13 protein-coding genes and 1 pseudogene are annotated in these 15,909 nt (G+C 57.3%); 3 read left to right on the top strand and 11 right to left on the bottom strand.

The genetic code is table 11. From position 1 onward, the window contains the following. Positions 1-7 precede the first annotated feature (7 nt). The 9 genes and pseudogenes from HMPREF2736_RS07055 to HMPREF2736_RS07015 all read right to left on the bottom strand — a co-directional run bounded on the left by HMPREF2736_RS07055 (position 8) and on the right by HMPREF2736_RS07015 (position 9,653). Positions 8-1,963, bottom strand: a complete 1,956-nt coding sequence (locus HMPREF2736_RS07055) for an ABC transporter ATP-binding protein (RefSeq protein WP_070829307.1) — start codon at positions 1,961-1,963, stop codon at positions 8-10. A gap of 5 nt (positions 1,964-1,968) precedes the next feature. Then, positions 1,969-3,675, bottom strand: a complete 1,707-nt coding sequence (locus tag HMPREF2736_RS07050; protein WP_070829254.1) for an ABC transporter ATP-binding protein — start codon at positions 3,673-3,675, stop codon at positions 1,969-1,971. Positions 3,676-3,703: 28 nt separating this feature from the next. Continuing rightward, positions 3,704-4,498, bottom strand: a complete 795-nt coding sequence (locus HMPREF2736_RS07045) for a hypothetical protein (protein ID WP_070829253.1) — start codon at positions 4,496-4,498, stop codon at positions 3,704-3,706. Beyond that, positions 4,479-5,276, bottom strand: a pseudogene (locus HMPREF2736_RS07040) (ABC transporter ATP-binding protein); the annotation flags it as partial. The gene HMPREF2736_RS07045 and the pseudogene HMPREF2736_RS07040, both read right to left, overlap by 20 nt. Before the next feature lie 216 nt (positions 5,277-5,492). Then, complete coding sequence (gene tet(W) / locus HMPREF2736_RS07035) at positions 5,493-7,412, bottom strand: tetracycline resistance ribosomal protection protein Tet(W) (protein WP_000691721.1); 1,920 nt, start codon at positions 7,410-7,412, stop codon at positions 5,493-5,495. A 616-nt stretch (positions 7,413-8,028) separates the two neighbouring features. After that, positions 8,029-8,307, bottom strand: a complete 279-nt coding sequence (locus HMPREF2736_RS07030; RefSeq protein WP_005391230.1) for a hypothetical protein — start codon at positions 8,305-8,307, stop codon at positions 8,029-8,031. Positions 8,308-8,526: 219 nt separating this feature from the next. Further along, a complete protein-coding gene (locus HMPREF2736_RS07025) occupies positions 8,527-8,766 on the bottom strand; it encodes a hypothetical protein (RefSeq protein ID WP_070570685.1) in 240 nt (79 codons plus the stop codon). A 51-nt stretch (positions 8,767-8,817) separates the two neighbouring features. Continuing rightward, on the bottom strand, positions 8,818-9,243 hold the full coding sequence (locus tag HMPREF2736_RS07020; RefSeq protein ID WP_070484661.1) for a hypothetical protein: 426 nt from the start codon (positions 9,241-9,243) through the stop codon (positions 8,818-8,820). An 11-nt stretch (positions 9,244-9,254) separates the two neighbouring features. Then, positions 9,255-9,653, bottom strand: a complete 399-nt coding sequence (locus HMPREF2736_RS07015; RefSeq protein ID WP_141760973.1) for a hypothetical protein — start codon at positions 9,651-9,653, stop codon at positions 9,255-9,257. A gap of 315 nt (positions 9,654-9,968) precedes the next feature. Here HMPREF2736_RS07015 and HMPREF2736_RS07010 point away from each other — a divergent pair, with 315 nt between their 5' ends. Beyond that, positions 9,969-11,057: a sensor histidine kinase gene (locus HMPREF2736_RS07010; RefSeq protein ID WP_141761605.1), complete on the top strand. Its 1,089-nt coding sequence runs from the start codon at positions 9,969-9,971 to the stop codon at positions 11,055-11,057. 12 nt (positions 11,058-11,069) lie between these two features. After that, a complete protein-coding gene (locus tag HMPREF2736_RS07005) occupies positions 11,070-11,720 on the top strand; it encodes a response regulator (protein WP_070815738.1) in 651 nt (216 codons plus the stop codon). Between the two features lie 278 nt (positions 11,721-11,998). Here the strand turns inward: HMPREF2736_RS07005 and HMPREF2736_RS07000 are convergent, their stop codons facing one another. Beyond that, on the bottom strand, positions 11,999-12,640 hold the full coding sequence (locus HMPREF2736_RS07000) for an ABC transporter transmembrane domain-containing protein (protein ID WP_070829250.1): 642 nt from the start codon (positions 12,638-12,640) through the stop codon (positions 11,999-12,001). A 242-nt stretch (positions 12,641-12,882) separates the two neighbouring features. Here HMPREF2736_RS07000 and HMPREF2736_RS06995 point away from each other — a divergent pair, with 242 nt between their 5' ends. Then, a complete protein-coding gene (locus HMPREF2736_RS06995; protein WP_070829249.1) occupies positions 12,883-13,977 on the top strand; it encodes a Fic family protein in 1,095 nt (364 codons plus the stop codon). 323 nt (positions 13,978-14,300) lie between these two features. Here the strand turns inward: HMPREF2736_RS06995 and HMPREF2736_RS06990 are convergent, their stop codons facing one another. After that, entirely contained in the window at positions 14,301-15,671 is a 1,371-nt protein-coding gene (locus tag HMPREF2736_RS06990) for an FAD-dependent oxidoreductase (RefSeq protein WP_070570695.1), read from the bottom strand. Between the last annotated feature and the right edge of the window lie 238 nt (positions 15,672-15,909).

The following is a 15,909-nucleotide window of genomic DNA, read 5'->3' as shown; positions in this document are numbered from 1 at the left end:
AACTTTCCTAGTCCTCCCCGAATTGCGATTGGTGCAGTTTCCAATATGCGCCTTGCTTTGCGACGAGCTCAGCGTGGCTGCCCTGCTCCACAATCGTTCCGTGTTCCATGACGAGGATGGTGTCGGCGCCGCGGATCGTCGACAAGCGGTGCGCGATAACGAACGAGGTGCGGTTGGAGCGCAGCGCGTTCATTGCCTGCTGGACCAGGACCTCGGTGCGGGTGTCCACGGAGGAGGTGGCTTCGTCGAGAATCAGCAGCGCGGGCTGGGAGAGGAACGCACGCGCGATGGTGATCAGCTGGCGCTCACCTGCGGAGATGGAGCCGCCGTCTTGGTCAACGATGGTGTCGTAGCCCTCTGGCAGCGCGCGCACGAAACGGTCCACGTAGGTGGCCTTCGCAGCGGCGATGACCTCTTCGTCGGTGGCGTCGAGGCGGCCGTAGCGGATGTTTTCCATGATCGTGCCCTTGAACAGCACGGCGTCTTGCAGCACCATGCCGATCTGGCTACGCAGCTCGGCGCGAGGCATGTCTCGGATGTCGGTGCCGTCGATGGTGATCGCACCCGCGTCGACGTCGTAGAACCGCATGATCAGGTTCACCAGCGTGGTCTTGCCGGCGCCGGTCGGTCCGACGATCGCGGCGGTCTGGCCCGGCTCGACGCGGAGGTTCAGGTGCTCGATGAGCGGGGGAGCGTCGCTGCGATCCGTCCCGTAACCAAAGGAGACGTCGTCGAACTCCACCAGGCCTTCGACGCGCTTGCCCTTGCGGTCCGGGGCCTGGTCTTCGGGTTCCTCCTCTGCGTCGAGTAGCTCGAAGACGCGCTCAGCGGACGCGACGCCGGATTGCAGCATCTGCATCATGCCGGCGATTTCGCCGAGCGGCTGGTTGAACTGGCGGGAGTATTGGATGAACGCGGGGGCATCGCCAAGCGTGAGCCTGCCGGAGGCGACCTTCACACCACCGAGCACCGCGATGGCCACGTACGACAGGTAGGAGACGAACTGCATGATCGGGTGCATCGAGTTGGCTAGGAACTGCGCCTTCTGGGCAGCACCTGCGAGTTCCTCGTTGCGTTCGTCGAACTGGGCGCGCAGCTGGTCGGTACGGCCGAAGATGACCGCCACGTCATGGCCGGAGAAGGACTCCTCGACATGCCCGTTGACGTCGCCGGTGGCCTTCCACTGGGTGGTGAACTGCTTCTGGCTTCGCGTGCCTACCACCGCCATGGCCAGGCCGGTCAGCGGAATGGCAAGCAGGGCGACGAGTGCCAACTGCCAGGAGATGGCGAACATCATGACCAGGATGCCAACGACGGTCAGGATCGCGTTGAACAGCGAGGACAACGACTGCTGTAGGGCTTGCTGGACGTTGTCTACGTCGTTGGTTGTGCGCGACATGACGTCGCCACGCTGACGGGTATCAAAGTAGGACAGTGGCAGACGGTTGATCTTCGCTTCAACCCGTTCGCGCAGGCTGAACACCGCCCGGATGGATAGTTTGTTCAGGATCGCGCCCTGCGCCCACATCAGCACCGCAGACGCCAAGTACAGCGCCAGGACCAGCAAGATCAGGTCGCGGAGACGATCGAAGTCGATGCCGCTGCCCGGGGTGAGGTCCATCGCGCCGGCCATGTCCGCGAACCGATCCTGCCCGGCCGCTCGCATCGCTTCGACGGCTTGTTCCTTGGTGGAGCCGGGCGGGAGTTGCTTGGACACCACGCCGGAGAAGATCACGTCCATGGCACGACCCATCACGCGAGGTGCAAGCACGCCCAACAGGACAGACAGGGCGTTCATGACAAACACCGCCGTCAGCGCCGCCTTGTAGGGGGCGAGCAGCCCAAGGAGGCGTTTCGCGGACGGCCAGAAGTTCTTCGCCTTGCGCGGCGCCTTGCCGGAGTAGTCGTCGCCGGCCATTTTCGCTTCGTATTCGGCGAGTTGCTCGTCAGACAACTCGGTCATCTCACTCATGCGTCCACCTCCGCCTGGCTACGTTCGATCTGACGGTAGGTCTCGGACTGCGCCAGCAGTTCTTCATGCGTGCCGCGGGCGACGATGCGCCCGGCCTCCATGACCAAGATCTGATCCGCATTGCGTATCGACGCCACCTTCTGCGCCACCACAATCACCGTCCGCTCCTGAACCGTCTCGCGCATCGCGGCGTTCAGGTTTGCCTCGGTGGTGGCATCCAGTGCGCTAAACGAGTCGTCGAACACATACACCTTCGGATCCGCCACCAGCATCCGCGCAATGCACAGACGCTGGCGCTGACCACCGGAAACGTTCGTGCCTCCCTGGGAGATCGGCATGTCCAGATCCTCCACGAACGACGCCTGCGCGGTCCGCAGCGCCGCCCACAGTTCCGCATCGGTCGCCTCCGGGTTGCCCATGCGCAGGTTCGAGGCCACCGTTCCCGAAAACAGCCACGGTTTCTGCGGCACCATCGCCACCGCCCGCACGAGATCCGCGCGAGGCATGGTGGTCACCGGGGTGTCGTCGATAAGCACACGCCCTGACGTGGGCGAATACAACCGCGGCAGCAACCCCACCAGCGTGGTTTTGCCACTGCCGATCGCGCCGATGATTGCCGTGGTCGTGCCCGGACGCGCCTCAAACGAAATCTCCTCCAGCACCGGCTTTTCCGCGCCGGGGTAGGTGTACGAGACATCCTCGAAGCGCACGACGCCATTGCTTATCGACGACCCCACCGTCGCCGGCGCCTTCACCTCATGCCCAAGCACCTCTTCGATGCGGGTGGCACACACGATCGCGCGCGGCAGCATCATCAGCATGAACACACCCATCATCACCGCCATGAGGATCTGCATCAGGTACTGCATGAACGCGGTGAGCGAGCCGACCTCCACCAGGCCCTCGTCCACACGATGCCCGCCAAACCACAGCACCGCGGCCGTGGCCAGGTTCAGGATCAACATGATCGCCGGGAACATCGTCACAAACACCCGCCCGATGTTCAGGCTCAGCTTGGAGATGTCCTCGTTCGCCTCCGTGAACCGCTCGGCCTCGTAGTCCTCGCGGCTGAACGCACGCACCACACGGATGCCGGCGATCTGCTCACGCAGCAGACCGTTGATGTTGTCCAGCTTCGACTGCATCTTGCGGAACATCGGCATCAACAGCGCCGCAGTGATACCGACAACCACGGTGAGCACCAGCACTGCCGTGACCACCAGCCACGACATACCCGCATCCTGGCGCAACGCCATAATGATGCCGCCGATAGCCATGATCGGCGCTGCCACCATAAAGTTCATGAACAGCAGGAACGTCATCTGTACCTGCTGCACGTCGTTCGTGCCTCGCGTGACCAGGGTGGCGGTGCCGAAGTGCGACATGTCCTCGTGGTCAAAGCCCGTTACGCGCTCGTACACCGCCGCGCGGATGTCACGGCCGGTGTCCATGGCCACCTGGGAGGCGAACCACACCGCCGCGATCGCCGCGGCGATCTGCACCAGTGCCACCACCAGCATCGTGCGGCCGACCCGCCAGATATACGGCACGTCGGCCTGCGCGACACCGTTATTGATGATGTCCGCGTTCAAATCCGGCAAGTACAGCGTTGCCAGCGTCGTGACCAGCTGCAGCACGATCACCAGCGCGATCTTGCCGCTGTACCGCTTGCCAAAGCGCGCGGTGAGGCGGATGAGATCCATCTAGTCTCCTGAATTCACAAAAACGGTCTTACCTCGCAGCTCGATCACGCTGCGTGCCAACCACGGCAGTGACCAGAGCCAAAAGTGCCAGAACCATAGTTGGGAAAGCGAATCGTCTCTCGGGCTCAAAGTCCACCCACTTTCCAAGCGAAACGTGAGGCAACCACTTCGAAGCATGTTCGGACAGCATTGAAGCTAACAGGGGTTCTGCAACGACGAAATAAGCTACGAGTGCAACCAAAACGACGACCCACCGTCTTAGCAGTGTTGCTGCCGCAAATGCGATCACGGCAACGGTGGCGTAGAGAATGGATCCGCCCAGGATGACGGTACCAAGGGGCGCTTCGGGGGTGAGGCTTGGTACTTCGGCTTGCCTCAAACCTGCCGTCAACCCAGCGATCGATAATGCGGTTAGGATTGCTCCGGTTATTAACGACAAAAGTACTAGAGATAGCGCCCGAACGGCGAAGATCGTTCTCAAACGCCGCGCCGCGACCGCAATATTGAGCAGAGCGCCCGATGAGAGCTCGCTTCCAGCGAAAAGAACGCCGTGGAGTGAAGCCGCAAGTGGCGCTAGTAGATAGATCGAGGTTGCGGCGAGATCCAGCTTCTCCGGATCTTCTGAGTCGGGCCCGAGTGCTGCCGTGGTGTCGATCGAGACCGCACCGGCATCTGAGGAGGCCCCGCTTGATGCCATGACTGCGGCGTATGACAACAGTGCGGTTAGTAACGACACAACTACGAGTAGAGCAAAGACTCCCGGATGAAGTAACCACCTTCTGGTTTCGACTTTGACCACCGTCTTACGGTCTGCCGTGTGCATGAAACTGATCCTCCAAAGTGTGCTTCTTCGTCTCCAGATTCAAGACCGGAATGGAGTGCTCCTCCATTAGGGTCCGTAGGGTTTCGATATTCTGATCGTCCACCTCCAGCACGCCAGGGTTGTGTGAGCCAGTTCGGACAAGTCGATGATCAATGATGGAACTGATCGCCTCACTCAGTTCCGGCGGATAATGTACTAAGAAAGTTTTCGCTTCCCCCACGTAGCTAGCGAGCTCACCAGCAAAAATCATTCTTCCGCGTTCCAGGTGGATGATGTGGGAGCAAAGGGTTTGAATTTCATTGAGGTCGTGGCTTGAGATTAAGACAGTGCGTTCGTCAGTTGGTAACTGCTCTATGAGGTTTCGCATAAGCAGGCGCCCCTGGGGATCTAAACCGTTCATTGGTTCGTCAAGAATGGTAAGGAGTGAACCATTAATCAAAGCGGCACCAATTTGCACCCGTTGACGGTTTCCAAACGATAGCGTCCGAACTTTTCTCGACGAATACTCACCCAACGACAGGGATTTAATCACGTCCTTGACTTCCTCGTCCGTTCGCCCAGTCAGTTGACCAAGGTATGTCAAAGTTCGTTTGACTGACCAGCGCGGCCAAAGCGCCATTGCGTCGATTGCAGCTCCAGTCCCGCTCCCTATAGTTTCGCTGGAGGCGAGGTTTTTCCCGAAGAACTCGATTTCCCCGTGGGAAGGGCGTTCGACTCCGGCAATAAGGCGTAGAAGTGTGGACTTTCCGCTACCGTTCGACCCCACAAGACCCACTACTGTCCCCTGCGGGGACCTCTACATTGATGTCATCGAGTGCGAGAGTCGAACCATACCTCTTGCTAAGATTAGAAAGTTTTACAGCGACTTGAGGTGTTTTCATCTAAGTACCATTCGTAGGCAAGTAGCCCCGCTTGTAATCGGGGCTACTTCGTAGGTGGTTACGCAATGATATTTCGCAATAGCCAGCAATGAACGCTTGCATTGCGCAAGACGTTACATTATCTTCTGAAACATATAGCGCACCTTGTCCAGGCGGCTGTTTGGACGGCGGGGCTGGATGACTGGCTTGCCGACAGCGGCCTGATACCCTTTCAGTTCTGTAAGGCATACGCTCTGCCCGTTGGTGTAAAAGGCCAGATCAGTACGGTATGCCTGTATACAGCGGGCGGGAATCTCGCCAGTAAAGACAACTTCATCCTTTTTTACCTGGACCGTTTCGATGGTGGCACAGTATTTCGGTGCATCATGATAAGCCCTGGAAAGATATTCCCGGGGCGCATAGAGGGTGAAGGAGAGATAAGGTTCCAGCAGTTGCGTCCCTGATTCCTTCAATGCCTGTTCCAATACAATCGGGGCCAATGAGCGGAAGTCCGCCGGCGTGCTGACCGGACTGTAATAAAGCCCGTATTCAAAGCAAATCTTACAGTCCGTTACGTTCCAGCCGAACAAGCCCTGCTCCAGCCCGTAACGGATACCATCCCTGACAGCGTTTTGAAAACTCTGGTTCAAGTATCCCAGCGAAACCCGGCTCTCGTATTGTACACCGGAGCCAAGCGGGAGTGGTGTAACAGACAGTCCGATGGATGCCCAAAACGGGTTGGGCGGCACCTCGATATGGATGGTGTGGCTGGCTGCTTTGAGCGGCCGCTCCATATAAATGACGGTGGGTTCCTTTACCACTGTTTCAAGCTTGTATTTTTCCGACAGCAAAGCGGAAACAACCTCCAACTGCACCCGGCCCAAAAAAGAAAGAATGATCTCATGGGTGATGGAATCCACCTCGCAGCGCAAAAGCGGGTCAGTATCCGCAAGTTGCGTAAGAGCGTCCAGCAGCCGTTCTCTTTGCGCTGCCGTTTTCGGCGCAATCGACGTCCGCAGCATGGGGAGGGGGTCCTCACGCCACCTTTTACGAGGGAGCCGGGTTGGGTCCCCTAATACATCGTTTAACCTCACGCTGTCGCTGGGAAGGATAACAATTTCACCCGGATAAGCGGTGTCTGTCCGAACAATTTCCCCTTTGGATGGAATACGCATCTCTGTGATTTTCAGCTTTTCTCTCCCGGCCAGGGCCACCGTATCCCGCAGGCGCAGCGTTCCGCTGTATAGCCGTAGATAGACACGCCGCTGGCCGCAATCTGTATACTCCACCTTGAAAACGCTGCCGCATAGGGCGGCGCTCCCCTGTTCCCCAATCGGTTGGAACAGCCCTGTCACCGCATCCATCAACGGTTGAATGCCAAGGCCCTTTTTGGCGCTGCCATAATAGACCGGGAACAGGGAGGCGTCTTGAACCCGCCGCTGTTCCTCCCGCACAAGTTTTTCCCGGCTGATTGGTTCTCCTGCGATATACTTTTCCAATAATTTATCGTTATTTTCGATGACCGCATCCCATGCTTCTATGTCGGTATTTTCCTCCAGGACTATTTCCGGGGACAGCGACACCGTCTGCTTGATGATAATATCGGCGGAGAGCTTATCCCGAACAGACTGAACCACGCTCTGCAAATCAACGCCAGCCTGGTCGATCTTGTTGATAAAGATAACGGTGGGAATGTTCATTTTCCGCAGGGCATGGAACAGAATACGGGTCTGGGCCTGCACGCCATCTTTAGCGGAGATCACCAAGATGGCCCCATCTAAAACAGCCAAAGAGCGGTACACCTCCGCCAAAAAATCCATGTGGCCGGGCGTATCCACAATGTTGACTTTACATCTGTGCCACTGGAAGGAAGTGACTGCCGCTTGAATGGTAATCCCACGCTGCCGCTCCAAAAACATGGTGTCCGTCCTCGTTGTCCCTTTTTCGACGCTCCCCGGTTCTGAAATGGCTCCGCTGGCATATAGCAGGCTCTCCGTCAAGGTCGTCTTTCCAGCGTCTACATGGGCAAGAATTCCAATATTGATTATTTTCATGTGATTGTCCTGCCTTTACTGCCCCGAAGGGCATAAAAATCCCCAGCAGTAAAATACTTTTACCACTGGGGATGATAATTTGCGGACATACACATATACAGCATACACCTGTTTGTGAGTGCTGTTTTTGGGGATATGTCAAAATTGATAAGGCAAAAGTATTCTTAAATTGGGTACAAAAAACTAAGCCCCTACAAAAGGGACTATCATAATCCTTTGTTCCCACTATTTGATTATAGTTTTATTTAAGAATACCTTGCCGCATATTTTTTACTCCTTTTCTGGAATTGAATTATTATATCACATCAGTTTTAGGAAAACAAGTATCTAAAAGGAATTTTTCTTCCCCTTATATGTAACAATCATACCGGCTTCCTAACGTTCAGAATGGTTTCTACTGTCTGCTGCGGTGTTTGGTTGGAATTGTCCAGCCAAAAGCCGATCCGTGGTGTTGTCTGCATTTTACTAAATACAAATTCAATGTATACAGAAAGAAATATATAAGGAGTGGGAGGGATTCCGCCGTAGTCGGCATTGTAGGAAAATCCAAAAGTTTAGATTTTCTCAAAATGCTTATCTTTTGGTCTTTGGTTCGGAATAGTGTAGTGCTGGCGGTCTATCTATTGTTTTCGGTTGCTTGCTTCTTTACCGTACATGAGCATTCAGTGTTGGGGATAAACACGACTGCCGCAGCATCCGGCATGACCAACTCACTATCGGAAAGCGTGGCACCGGGTGCAAGGGTGACAGTCGGCAACGCCAGCACATCGCGTGCAGAAAGCATGCTTGCACGCCGACGTTTACGAGTCCTGCCGGGGTCGGGGTTGGTGTTGTAATCGGCCCAATCCTTCTCTGGTGGCTTGGGGATCAGCGGGGGAATATCGTGTGGGGACATGGGTGCGGACCTCCTTCGGGTTCTGGCCCACAACCAGCCTGCCACCTAGGGTTAGGGCGCAACTTTAGCTAGTTGCCGTAGCTGGCGCAGACGTAGAAACCGATGCTGATGCAGCCTCCCATTCGCGGATCAGGTTCCGGTCGAACCTTGAGCAGGGGACCCTCAGCCTCACGACCATCTTCGGGTAGCTCGAATTCGCGCGTTGTGAATCGCAGTCCGTCAGGAACTGGCACTCCGCGCTCTCGCAAAGTCTCGAGATTGGCGGTCTTTGTAGTAAGCTCCTTCCTTTTCGCATGGGGTGGGGAGCTGAGCGACATCGTTGATGTAGCCGATGAACCCATCAGAAGCGATAACTTCGATGAAGTCATCGATTTGCTTCGTGATCGTTTCCTTGTTGATGCGAAGCTCTACCTCGGCGATCTCGCTGTCGATCTTGTTGAACGTGGTATTTACGGACATGGTGAATCCTTTCTGGTATTGCAATGATTTGCTTGGGGTGAACAAAGGGAGTCATCCGATGTTGGCGAACGAGCGAATTTTCTCGAGCCAGGACTTATTGTCGTTAGTTCCACTGACCAGTCTGAAGTTCACTAGAAGCGAGATTCTGTCTCCGTTAGTGAGATAGAGGTTCAGGGGCTTACCAAGATCCCTAACGAATCCGAGAGAGGGAAATCCGCCTCGGCTACCGCCCGCTGTGAAGCGTCCATACTCGGGTGTGAACTCGACGTCAACATCCTGGATATCAGTGGGCCGCAGAGTCAGCCAGTCACCAAGGACCAATTCCTGCTCGTTGAGAAAGATTTCGCCTTGGTGCGGAAAAAGAGCCGCCTGATTCGCAAGCCCGAACAGTCGTCGACCAGCATCATTCGACTCGAGCTCAGTTTTAGTTGCGCCGTGAAAACTGGCTCTATCCGTGAATTTCTTAGTCGCTTCCACAGGTGCACCTCTTAAGCCAGTGCCGTCTCACTGTCGAACGTGTAGGTCACTTTCCTGACCCCGTCTGACAAGAGTTTCGCCACGCAAAACAGAGTGGGTCGGCCGTCGCCAAACCGTGAACGTTGGATCTTCAGGCCCTCGGGCACATGGATACCTCGATCTTCTAACTCATCTTCGTCGAGGATCGTGCCTCGAACGAACTCGTCTCGTTCCTGAACCGGTAGCGCATACAGTTCTTGCAGCATCGCGACAAACTCGTCCCCGGTCACAAAATCTCTGATCTCGAGAAGCCCCTGTTTTGCTTCCTGTCGGACCATCTCCTGGCTCAATGGGGGCATTGGAGCGTCTTCCTCGATTACCGGGTAGTCGATCCGCTCCATTTCGAACGGGGCAACGTTTTCCTTGTCCAATGTGTACTCCTTTCTATTTCCGATGACTTCAGTGGGGAGGGCGACCGTTTGACCGCCATCCTCAGTTTGAATTACCGGGTCCGATCCGGGTATCAGCCAACTGGACATTTAAATTTGGCCAAGTAGCTATGAATCCTCAGTTGCCCGAGGGTGTGTTGACGAGCTAGAATTGCGCAATGTTCCGCCTGTTTTTTGCTGGTCAAGGATTTTGTGACTAAACGGGGTGTCACTTTGGAGCGCGTAGTCTCAGATTCGGGTGACGATCCCTTTAGGGGTCGGACGTGGAGCGACCTCATCTACCCTGCGTCAATCTGCTTGATCGGTTTCGTCTCACTGAGCGGAGCTAGCGAGCAAAGTCGGGTGGCGTTAATAGCGCTAATCGCATTGATGATCGCGCTGCAATTTCAACGCAAACGATATCCTTTTCTGGTTCTTTTTCCGCCAGCAGTTTGTGCTCTTTTTGTAACTAACGTCTTCTTTCTTCCGACCGTGTTCAACTTGGCACTGCGTAAGCGAGGATGGGGCAGTTTCGCGGCTGTGGTCGCTGCTTTCGTCCTCTGCCGAGTCGGGTGGTCGGATAAGGAAACGATCGTCACTGTTCAGGCGGGTGAGAGGGAAACCAATGATCCAACTATTGCCTGGCTGGTTGAAGGCACGGTTCTCGTCATTGCGCCGTTCCTGGCTGGGCTGGTTATTTCCTACAATAGAAATCTGGTTGAGTCGTACCGGGTGATTGCGCAGCATAAAGAGCTGGAGCGGCAAAGAGTGGCTACAGAGGCCGTCCTCAGGGAGCGAGCCCGGATCGCCAACGAAGCGCACGATCATGTTGGCCATAAGTTAGCGCTGTTGTCACTGCAAGCGGGTGGCCTCGAGGTCAACGCCGACGCTGGCCCCGACGTGATCAAGGAGAACGCCCAATTGATACGAGAGACCGCGGTAGAGACGTTAGCGGACCTCAGAGTTCTTATTGACCGCTTGGACGATGCGTCGGCTTTCCAGGCCCCCGAAGATTTAGCTGCGATCGTGGCTGAAAATCGGAGAAGCGGGGCCGACATTACGCTAAACACTAGATCGCTTCGCCAGTTGGATGCAATGCCACAGGAAATGCGCCAGCTCGTCTCGCAAGTAGTTCAAGAGGCTCTAGCCAATGCCAGCGTTCATGCTCCACAAAGCCCGATTTCTATTGAACTGAGTGGCAGCGAAGGAGGCGAATTACAAATCTATATCCAGAACTCCGTGCGTGAGGTTGAATCGGGAGATCTAGTTAAGAAGCGCCGTGGGACGGGTTTGAAACGGGTAGAACGGCGAGTAAGCAAGTTCGGTGGCGTTGTGCGGTTTGGAGAGCGGTCCGGTCGCTTTGAACTACACGTTATAGTCCCTTGGCCCAAATCGGTGATCGCATAGGGAGACCATCGGATGATACGTGTGTACCTAGTGGATGATGATCCGATGGTTCGCCGGGGCTTGAAGTTCATACTCCAAGCGACCGACGATATCGAAGTTGTCGGCGAAGCAGGAAGCGGTGCTGAGGCTATTGATCAGCTTCCGAGTCTGCGTCCCGACGTGGTTGTTCTGGACGTCCGGATGCCAAACGTTGGAGGCCTTCAAGTTGCCGAATCGATTCTCAAGGCTGGGCATAGCCAAGCAATATTGATGATGACTGCATTCGATAATGAATCGACCGTCATGGAGGTCCTTGAGGCCGGTGCTATCGGGTTCCTATTGAAAGACGCGCCTCCTGAATCCGTAATCCAAGCAATTAGGGACACCTCCGCTGGCAAGGTCACTCTTTCCCCTCGTCATACTCGCATCCTGCTTGACGCGTACACCCGGGACGGCCAGGTTAATCGGCGGGTTGAAGCTCAACAGGCCCTAGCGGGCCTTAGCGAAAGGGAAACGGAAATAGCGATCTTAGTTGCACAGAGCTTAACTAATCAGGAGATCGCGAGAGCGATGTTGTTATCAACCGCTACGGTCAAAACCCACTTGACGAAGATTTTTGATGAACTCGGAATCGGTAACCGCGTTCAACTGGCACTCTTGGTGAGGGAAGCTGAGCTTATCTGAAGTGCGGCCCTATCCACATTCCTCGGCCTCTGGACTTCTGCTACTTTGTGCAGGTCCCCCAGGTTGGGTTATCGTAGCTGACCTCGGGTTTGAGATCCGAAAACCGATCCTGAGAAGGGCGCAGCTAGTAGCAGAATTCCCGACGCGGGCTGGGATGCCTATTACCCGAATCGTGATCGCAGAAGCTGACATGTCGATTTTCACCGTAAAAATCGACATGAAGGCAACGAAATGTCTGTTGATTCGAAATGACGTCGCCCCGACCACGAGTTGTCGATCTAGAAGGTGCCGTCTTGATTAACCCTCGCGCTTGTGCGTGGAGTGACCCAGCATGTCTTCCCACTCGACGATCTTCTTGCGCTCACGCGGGAAGGTCGGGTCGGCAGCGCTGCAGTGATACCGACAACCACGGTGAGCACCAGCACTGCCGTGACCACCAGCCACGACATACCCGCATCCTGGCGCAACGCCATAATGATGCCGCCGATAGCCATGATCGGCGCTGCCACCATAAAGTTCATGAACAGCAGGAACGTCATCTGCACCTGCTGCACGTCGTTCGTCCCGCGCGTGACCAAGGTGGCGGTGCCGAAGTGTGACATGTCCTCGTGGTCAAAGCCCGTCACGCGCTCGTACACCGCCGCGCGGACATCGCGGCCCGTTTCCATCGCGGCCTTGGATGTGAACCACGTCGCCCCGATAGCCGCCACGACCTGCACCAGCGCCACCACCAGCATCGTGCGGCCGACCCGCCAGATGTACGGCACGTCAGCCTGTGCGACACCGTTGTTGATGATGTCCGCGTTCAAATCCGGCAGGTACAGCGTGGCCGGGGTCGTGACCAGCTGCAGCACGATAACCAGCGCAATCGTCGGCGCGTAGCGTTTTCCAAATCGCGTGGTTAAGCGGATGAGATCCACGTGGGTGCCCTTTCTGTAGGTAACCGGGCAAGTGTAGACGTTTCTGGCGTGCTGCTGCCTAAAAGACGATATCGCCTTTTACAGGGTGCGCCGTTGCAAAACCCCAGGTCGCGGTCCGGTGGTTGGTGTAAAAGACGATATCGCCGTTTGGGCTGTGGTTGTAGCAGCGGTCCGCGGGGTGCGTCATGTCGATTTTGTAACAAAAAATCGACACATTGCGCGGACGTGTTTATTCTTTCGACATGACTGGAAACACAGCGGCGTTCGACCCTGCGAAGCCGTACAACGATCTTCCGCCGCTGCCACCACAGCACACGCTTGAGACCGCAAAGGTGCTCAAGGCTGTTATCGACGCTCGCAGCGAACTGGCCGCCCTCAACACCGCATGCCGGTTGGTCCCGAACCCGGAGATCATCACCTCCACTATCCCGTTGCGTGAGGCGCAGGCATCGACAGAGATCGAAAACATTGTGACCACGAACGATGAGCTGTTCCGGGCTCAGTGGAGCATCGATCTGGAGCCTACGCCGGCAACCAAGGAAGCGCTGCGCTACCGCGATGCTCTGCGGCGCGGCGTGGACCTGATCGCGGATAGGCCGGTGTCGGAGAAGGTTGCGGTTGAGGTGTGCTCGACCCTGCAGGGTGGGCAGGCCACGCTCCGCTCAACACCGGGTACCTACATCGGCGACCCGGTCACGGGCACGCGCGCATACACCCCACCCGAAGGCCTCGACGTGCTGCAACGCCACCTTTCGGCGTGGGAACGCTACATCTACTCGGACCACGGGTTGGATCCGCTGGTGTTGATGGCGGTGACGCATTACCAGTTCGAAGCTATCCACCCGTTTTACGACGGCAACGGCCGCACCGGCCGCATCCTCAACATCTTGTTGTTGCTGCAAGAGAAGGTGTTGTCACTGCCGGTGCTGTATCTGTCAGGGACGATCGTCGATAGGAAAGCGGAGTATTACCGGCTGCTGCGCGCGGTCACCGCAGACGGTGGGTGGGAGCAGTGGATCCTGTTCATGGTCAACGCGGTGACTGAGTCGGCCCGGAGCACAAGCTTGCTTATCGACGACCTCTGCACCCTCCAGGACACCACCACCGCCCGTGTCCGCGAAGCCGGCATCTCGCCAGCAGCCGAACTGGCGGAGCTGCTGTTCGTTCAGCCGTATGTCCGCATCACGGACGTGATCGATGCGGGACTGGCGAAGCGGCAGACAGCATCGATGTGGCTGTCGCAGCTGGTCGAGGCCGGCATCCTCGAAGAACAGAAGGCGGGGCGGTCGAAGGTGTTTCTGAACACGGCAGCGCTCGAGGTACTGACCCGACGCTAAACCCCGATATCGGGTTCGCGCTGCTGTGGCGTGCTGCTGCGCTGCTGTGACCTGCCGTGCTGCTGTGGCACCGCGACTGCCCAAAAGACGATATCGTCTTTTACAGGGTGCGCCGTTGCAAAACCCCAGGTCGCGTCTCGCCGATCGGTGCAAAAGACGATATCGCCTTTTTGGCTGTGGGGGCCGCTACGGTGCGCGGGGTGCGTCATGTCGATTGTGCGACAAAAAATCGACACGTCGCGTGGACGTGTCGATTCGGTGTACATGACGAGGCGCGCTTCTGGCGCACGCCACGGGGGCGCCGGAGCGCCGGGGCGCCGGCGTTACTCGCCGGCGCGGGAGTGACCCAGCATGTCTTCCCACTCGACGATCTTCTTGCGCTCGCGCGGGAAGGTCGGGTCGGCGGCGCCGAGGGCGCGCTCGGCCTCGTCGAGCTTGTACCAGCCGGCCCAGGTGGCGTAGTCGATGCCGCGCTCGCGAAGCAGGTCGAGGATCTCGTCCTTGCCGGTGTGGGTCGGTGCGGCGAGCTTGCCGGCGTCGGCGTCGGCGATGAGCATGTCGGTGGTTTCCTTCGCGTCCGACTTGGTGTTGCCGATCAGGCCGACCGGGCCACGCTTGATCCAGCCGGTGACGTACAGCTTCTCCTCCGGTGCGGCACCCTCTTCGGCGGTGACGAGGACGCGGCCGCCGTCGTTAGGAATGACGTGGCGCTCGAGGTCGAACGGCACGCCCTCGACAGGCTCGGAGCGGTAGCCGACGGCGTGGTAGACCTGCTGGACTGGCCAGTCGGTGAACTTGCCGGTGCCGCGGATGCCGCCTTCGCCGTCGAGTTCCTGGCGCTCGGTGCGTAGGCCGGTGATGTTGCCGGCGTCGTCGGTAAGCACCTCGACCGGTTCCTCGAAGAAGTGGATGTAGATCTTGTGCGGGGAGTCGTCCGGCTCGCGCATGGCGTACTGCTCAAGCACTTGGCAGTTGAGGTCGATGGATTTGTCGGCGCGACGGACCTCTTCGGAGAGCTGGTCGTAGTCGATGTCCTCCGGGTCGACGAGCACCTGGATGGTGTCGGACTCGTCGAGTTCGCGCAGTTCCTTCGGGGTGAACTTCGCCTGGGCGGGGCCGCGGCGGCCGAACATGTGGACCGTCTCGGCCTGGTTCTTCTTCAGGGACTCGTAGACGTTGTCCGGGATCTCGGTGACGGCGAGCTCGTCGGCGGTCTTGGCCAGCACGCGGGAGATATCCAGGGCCACGTTGCCCACGCCGATAACGGCGACTTCCTTGGCCTCGAGGTTCCAATCGCGCTCGAAGCGCGGGTTGCCGTCGTAGAAACCGACGAACTCGCCAGCGCCGATGGACTTATCGCCGCCCGGGATGAGCAGTTCACGGTCGCGTACAGCGCCGGTGGAGAGGACGACGGCGTCGTAGTAGTCGCGCAGCTCGTCGATGGTGATGTCGCGGCCGACGGTCACGTTGGCGATGAGGCGCAGCTTGTCCTTGTCCAGCACGTTGTGCAGGGATTTCACAATGCCCTTGATGCGCGGGTGGTCGGGCGCAACACCGTAGCGGATGAGGCCGAACGGGGCGGGCATCTGCTCGAAAAGGTCGACGTGAATATCGTGCTCTTCGTTGCGGATGAGCAGGTCAGAGGCGTAAATGCCGGCGGGGCCGGCGCCGATGACGGCGACGCGCAAGCTCATGGGTGATGGTCCTTTCGCAAAAGGGGAATTTTTTCGATGACCGACACTATAGCGCATAGACAGAGCGGTCTTAAAGTTTCAGTGATTTACATTCGTGTTTCGCGGGACAAGTAAAACGGACCTTGATAGACACGGTCAACCTATTGCATTCACGCAATTAACCGGCAGTTTCGTGGATTTGGTTGTGCTAGACAGGGTGGTACGGCATGCTTGCTCACCAACGCCAGAACTAACCGCA

It is taken from the genome of Corynebacterium sp. HMSC036E10, from assembly GCF_001836265.1.
Taxonomy (GTDB): Bacteria; Actinomycetota; Actinomycetes; order Mycobacteriales; family Mycobacteriaceae; genus Corynebacterium; species Corynebacterium coyleae.
The sequence above is the reverse complement of the archived record's forward strand: the minus strand, read 5'-3'. Positions and strand labels throughout refer to the sequence as shown.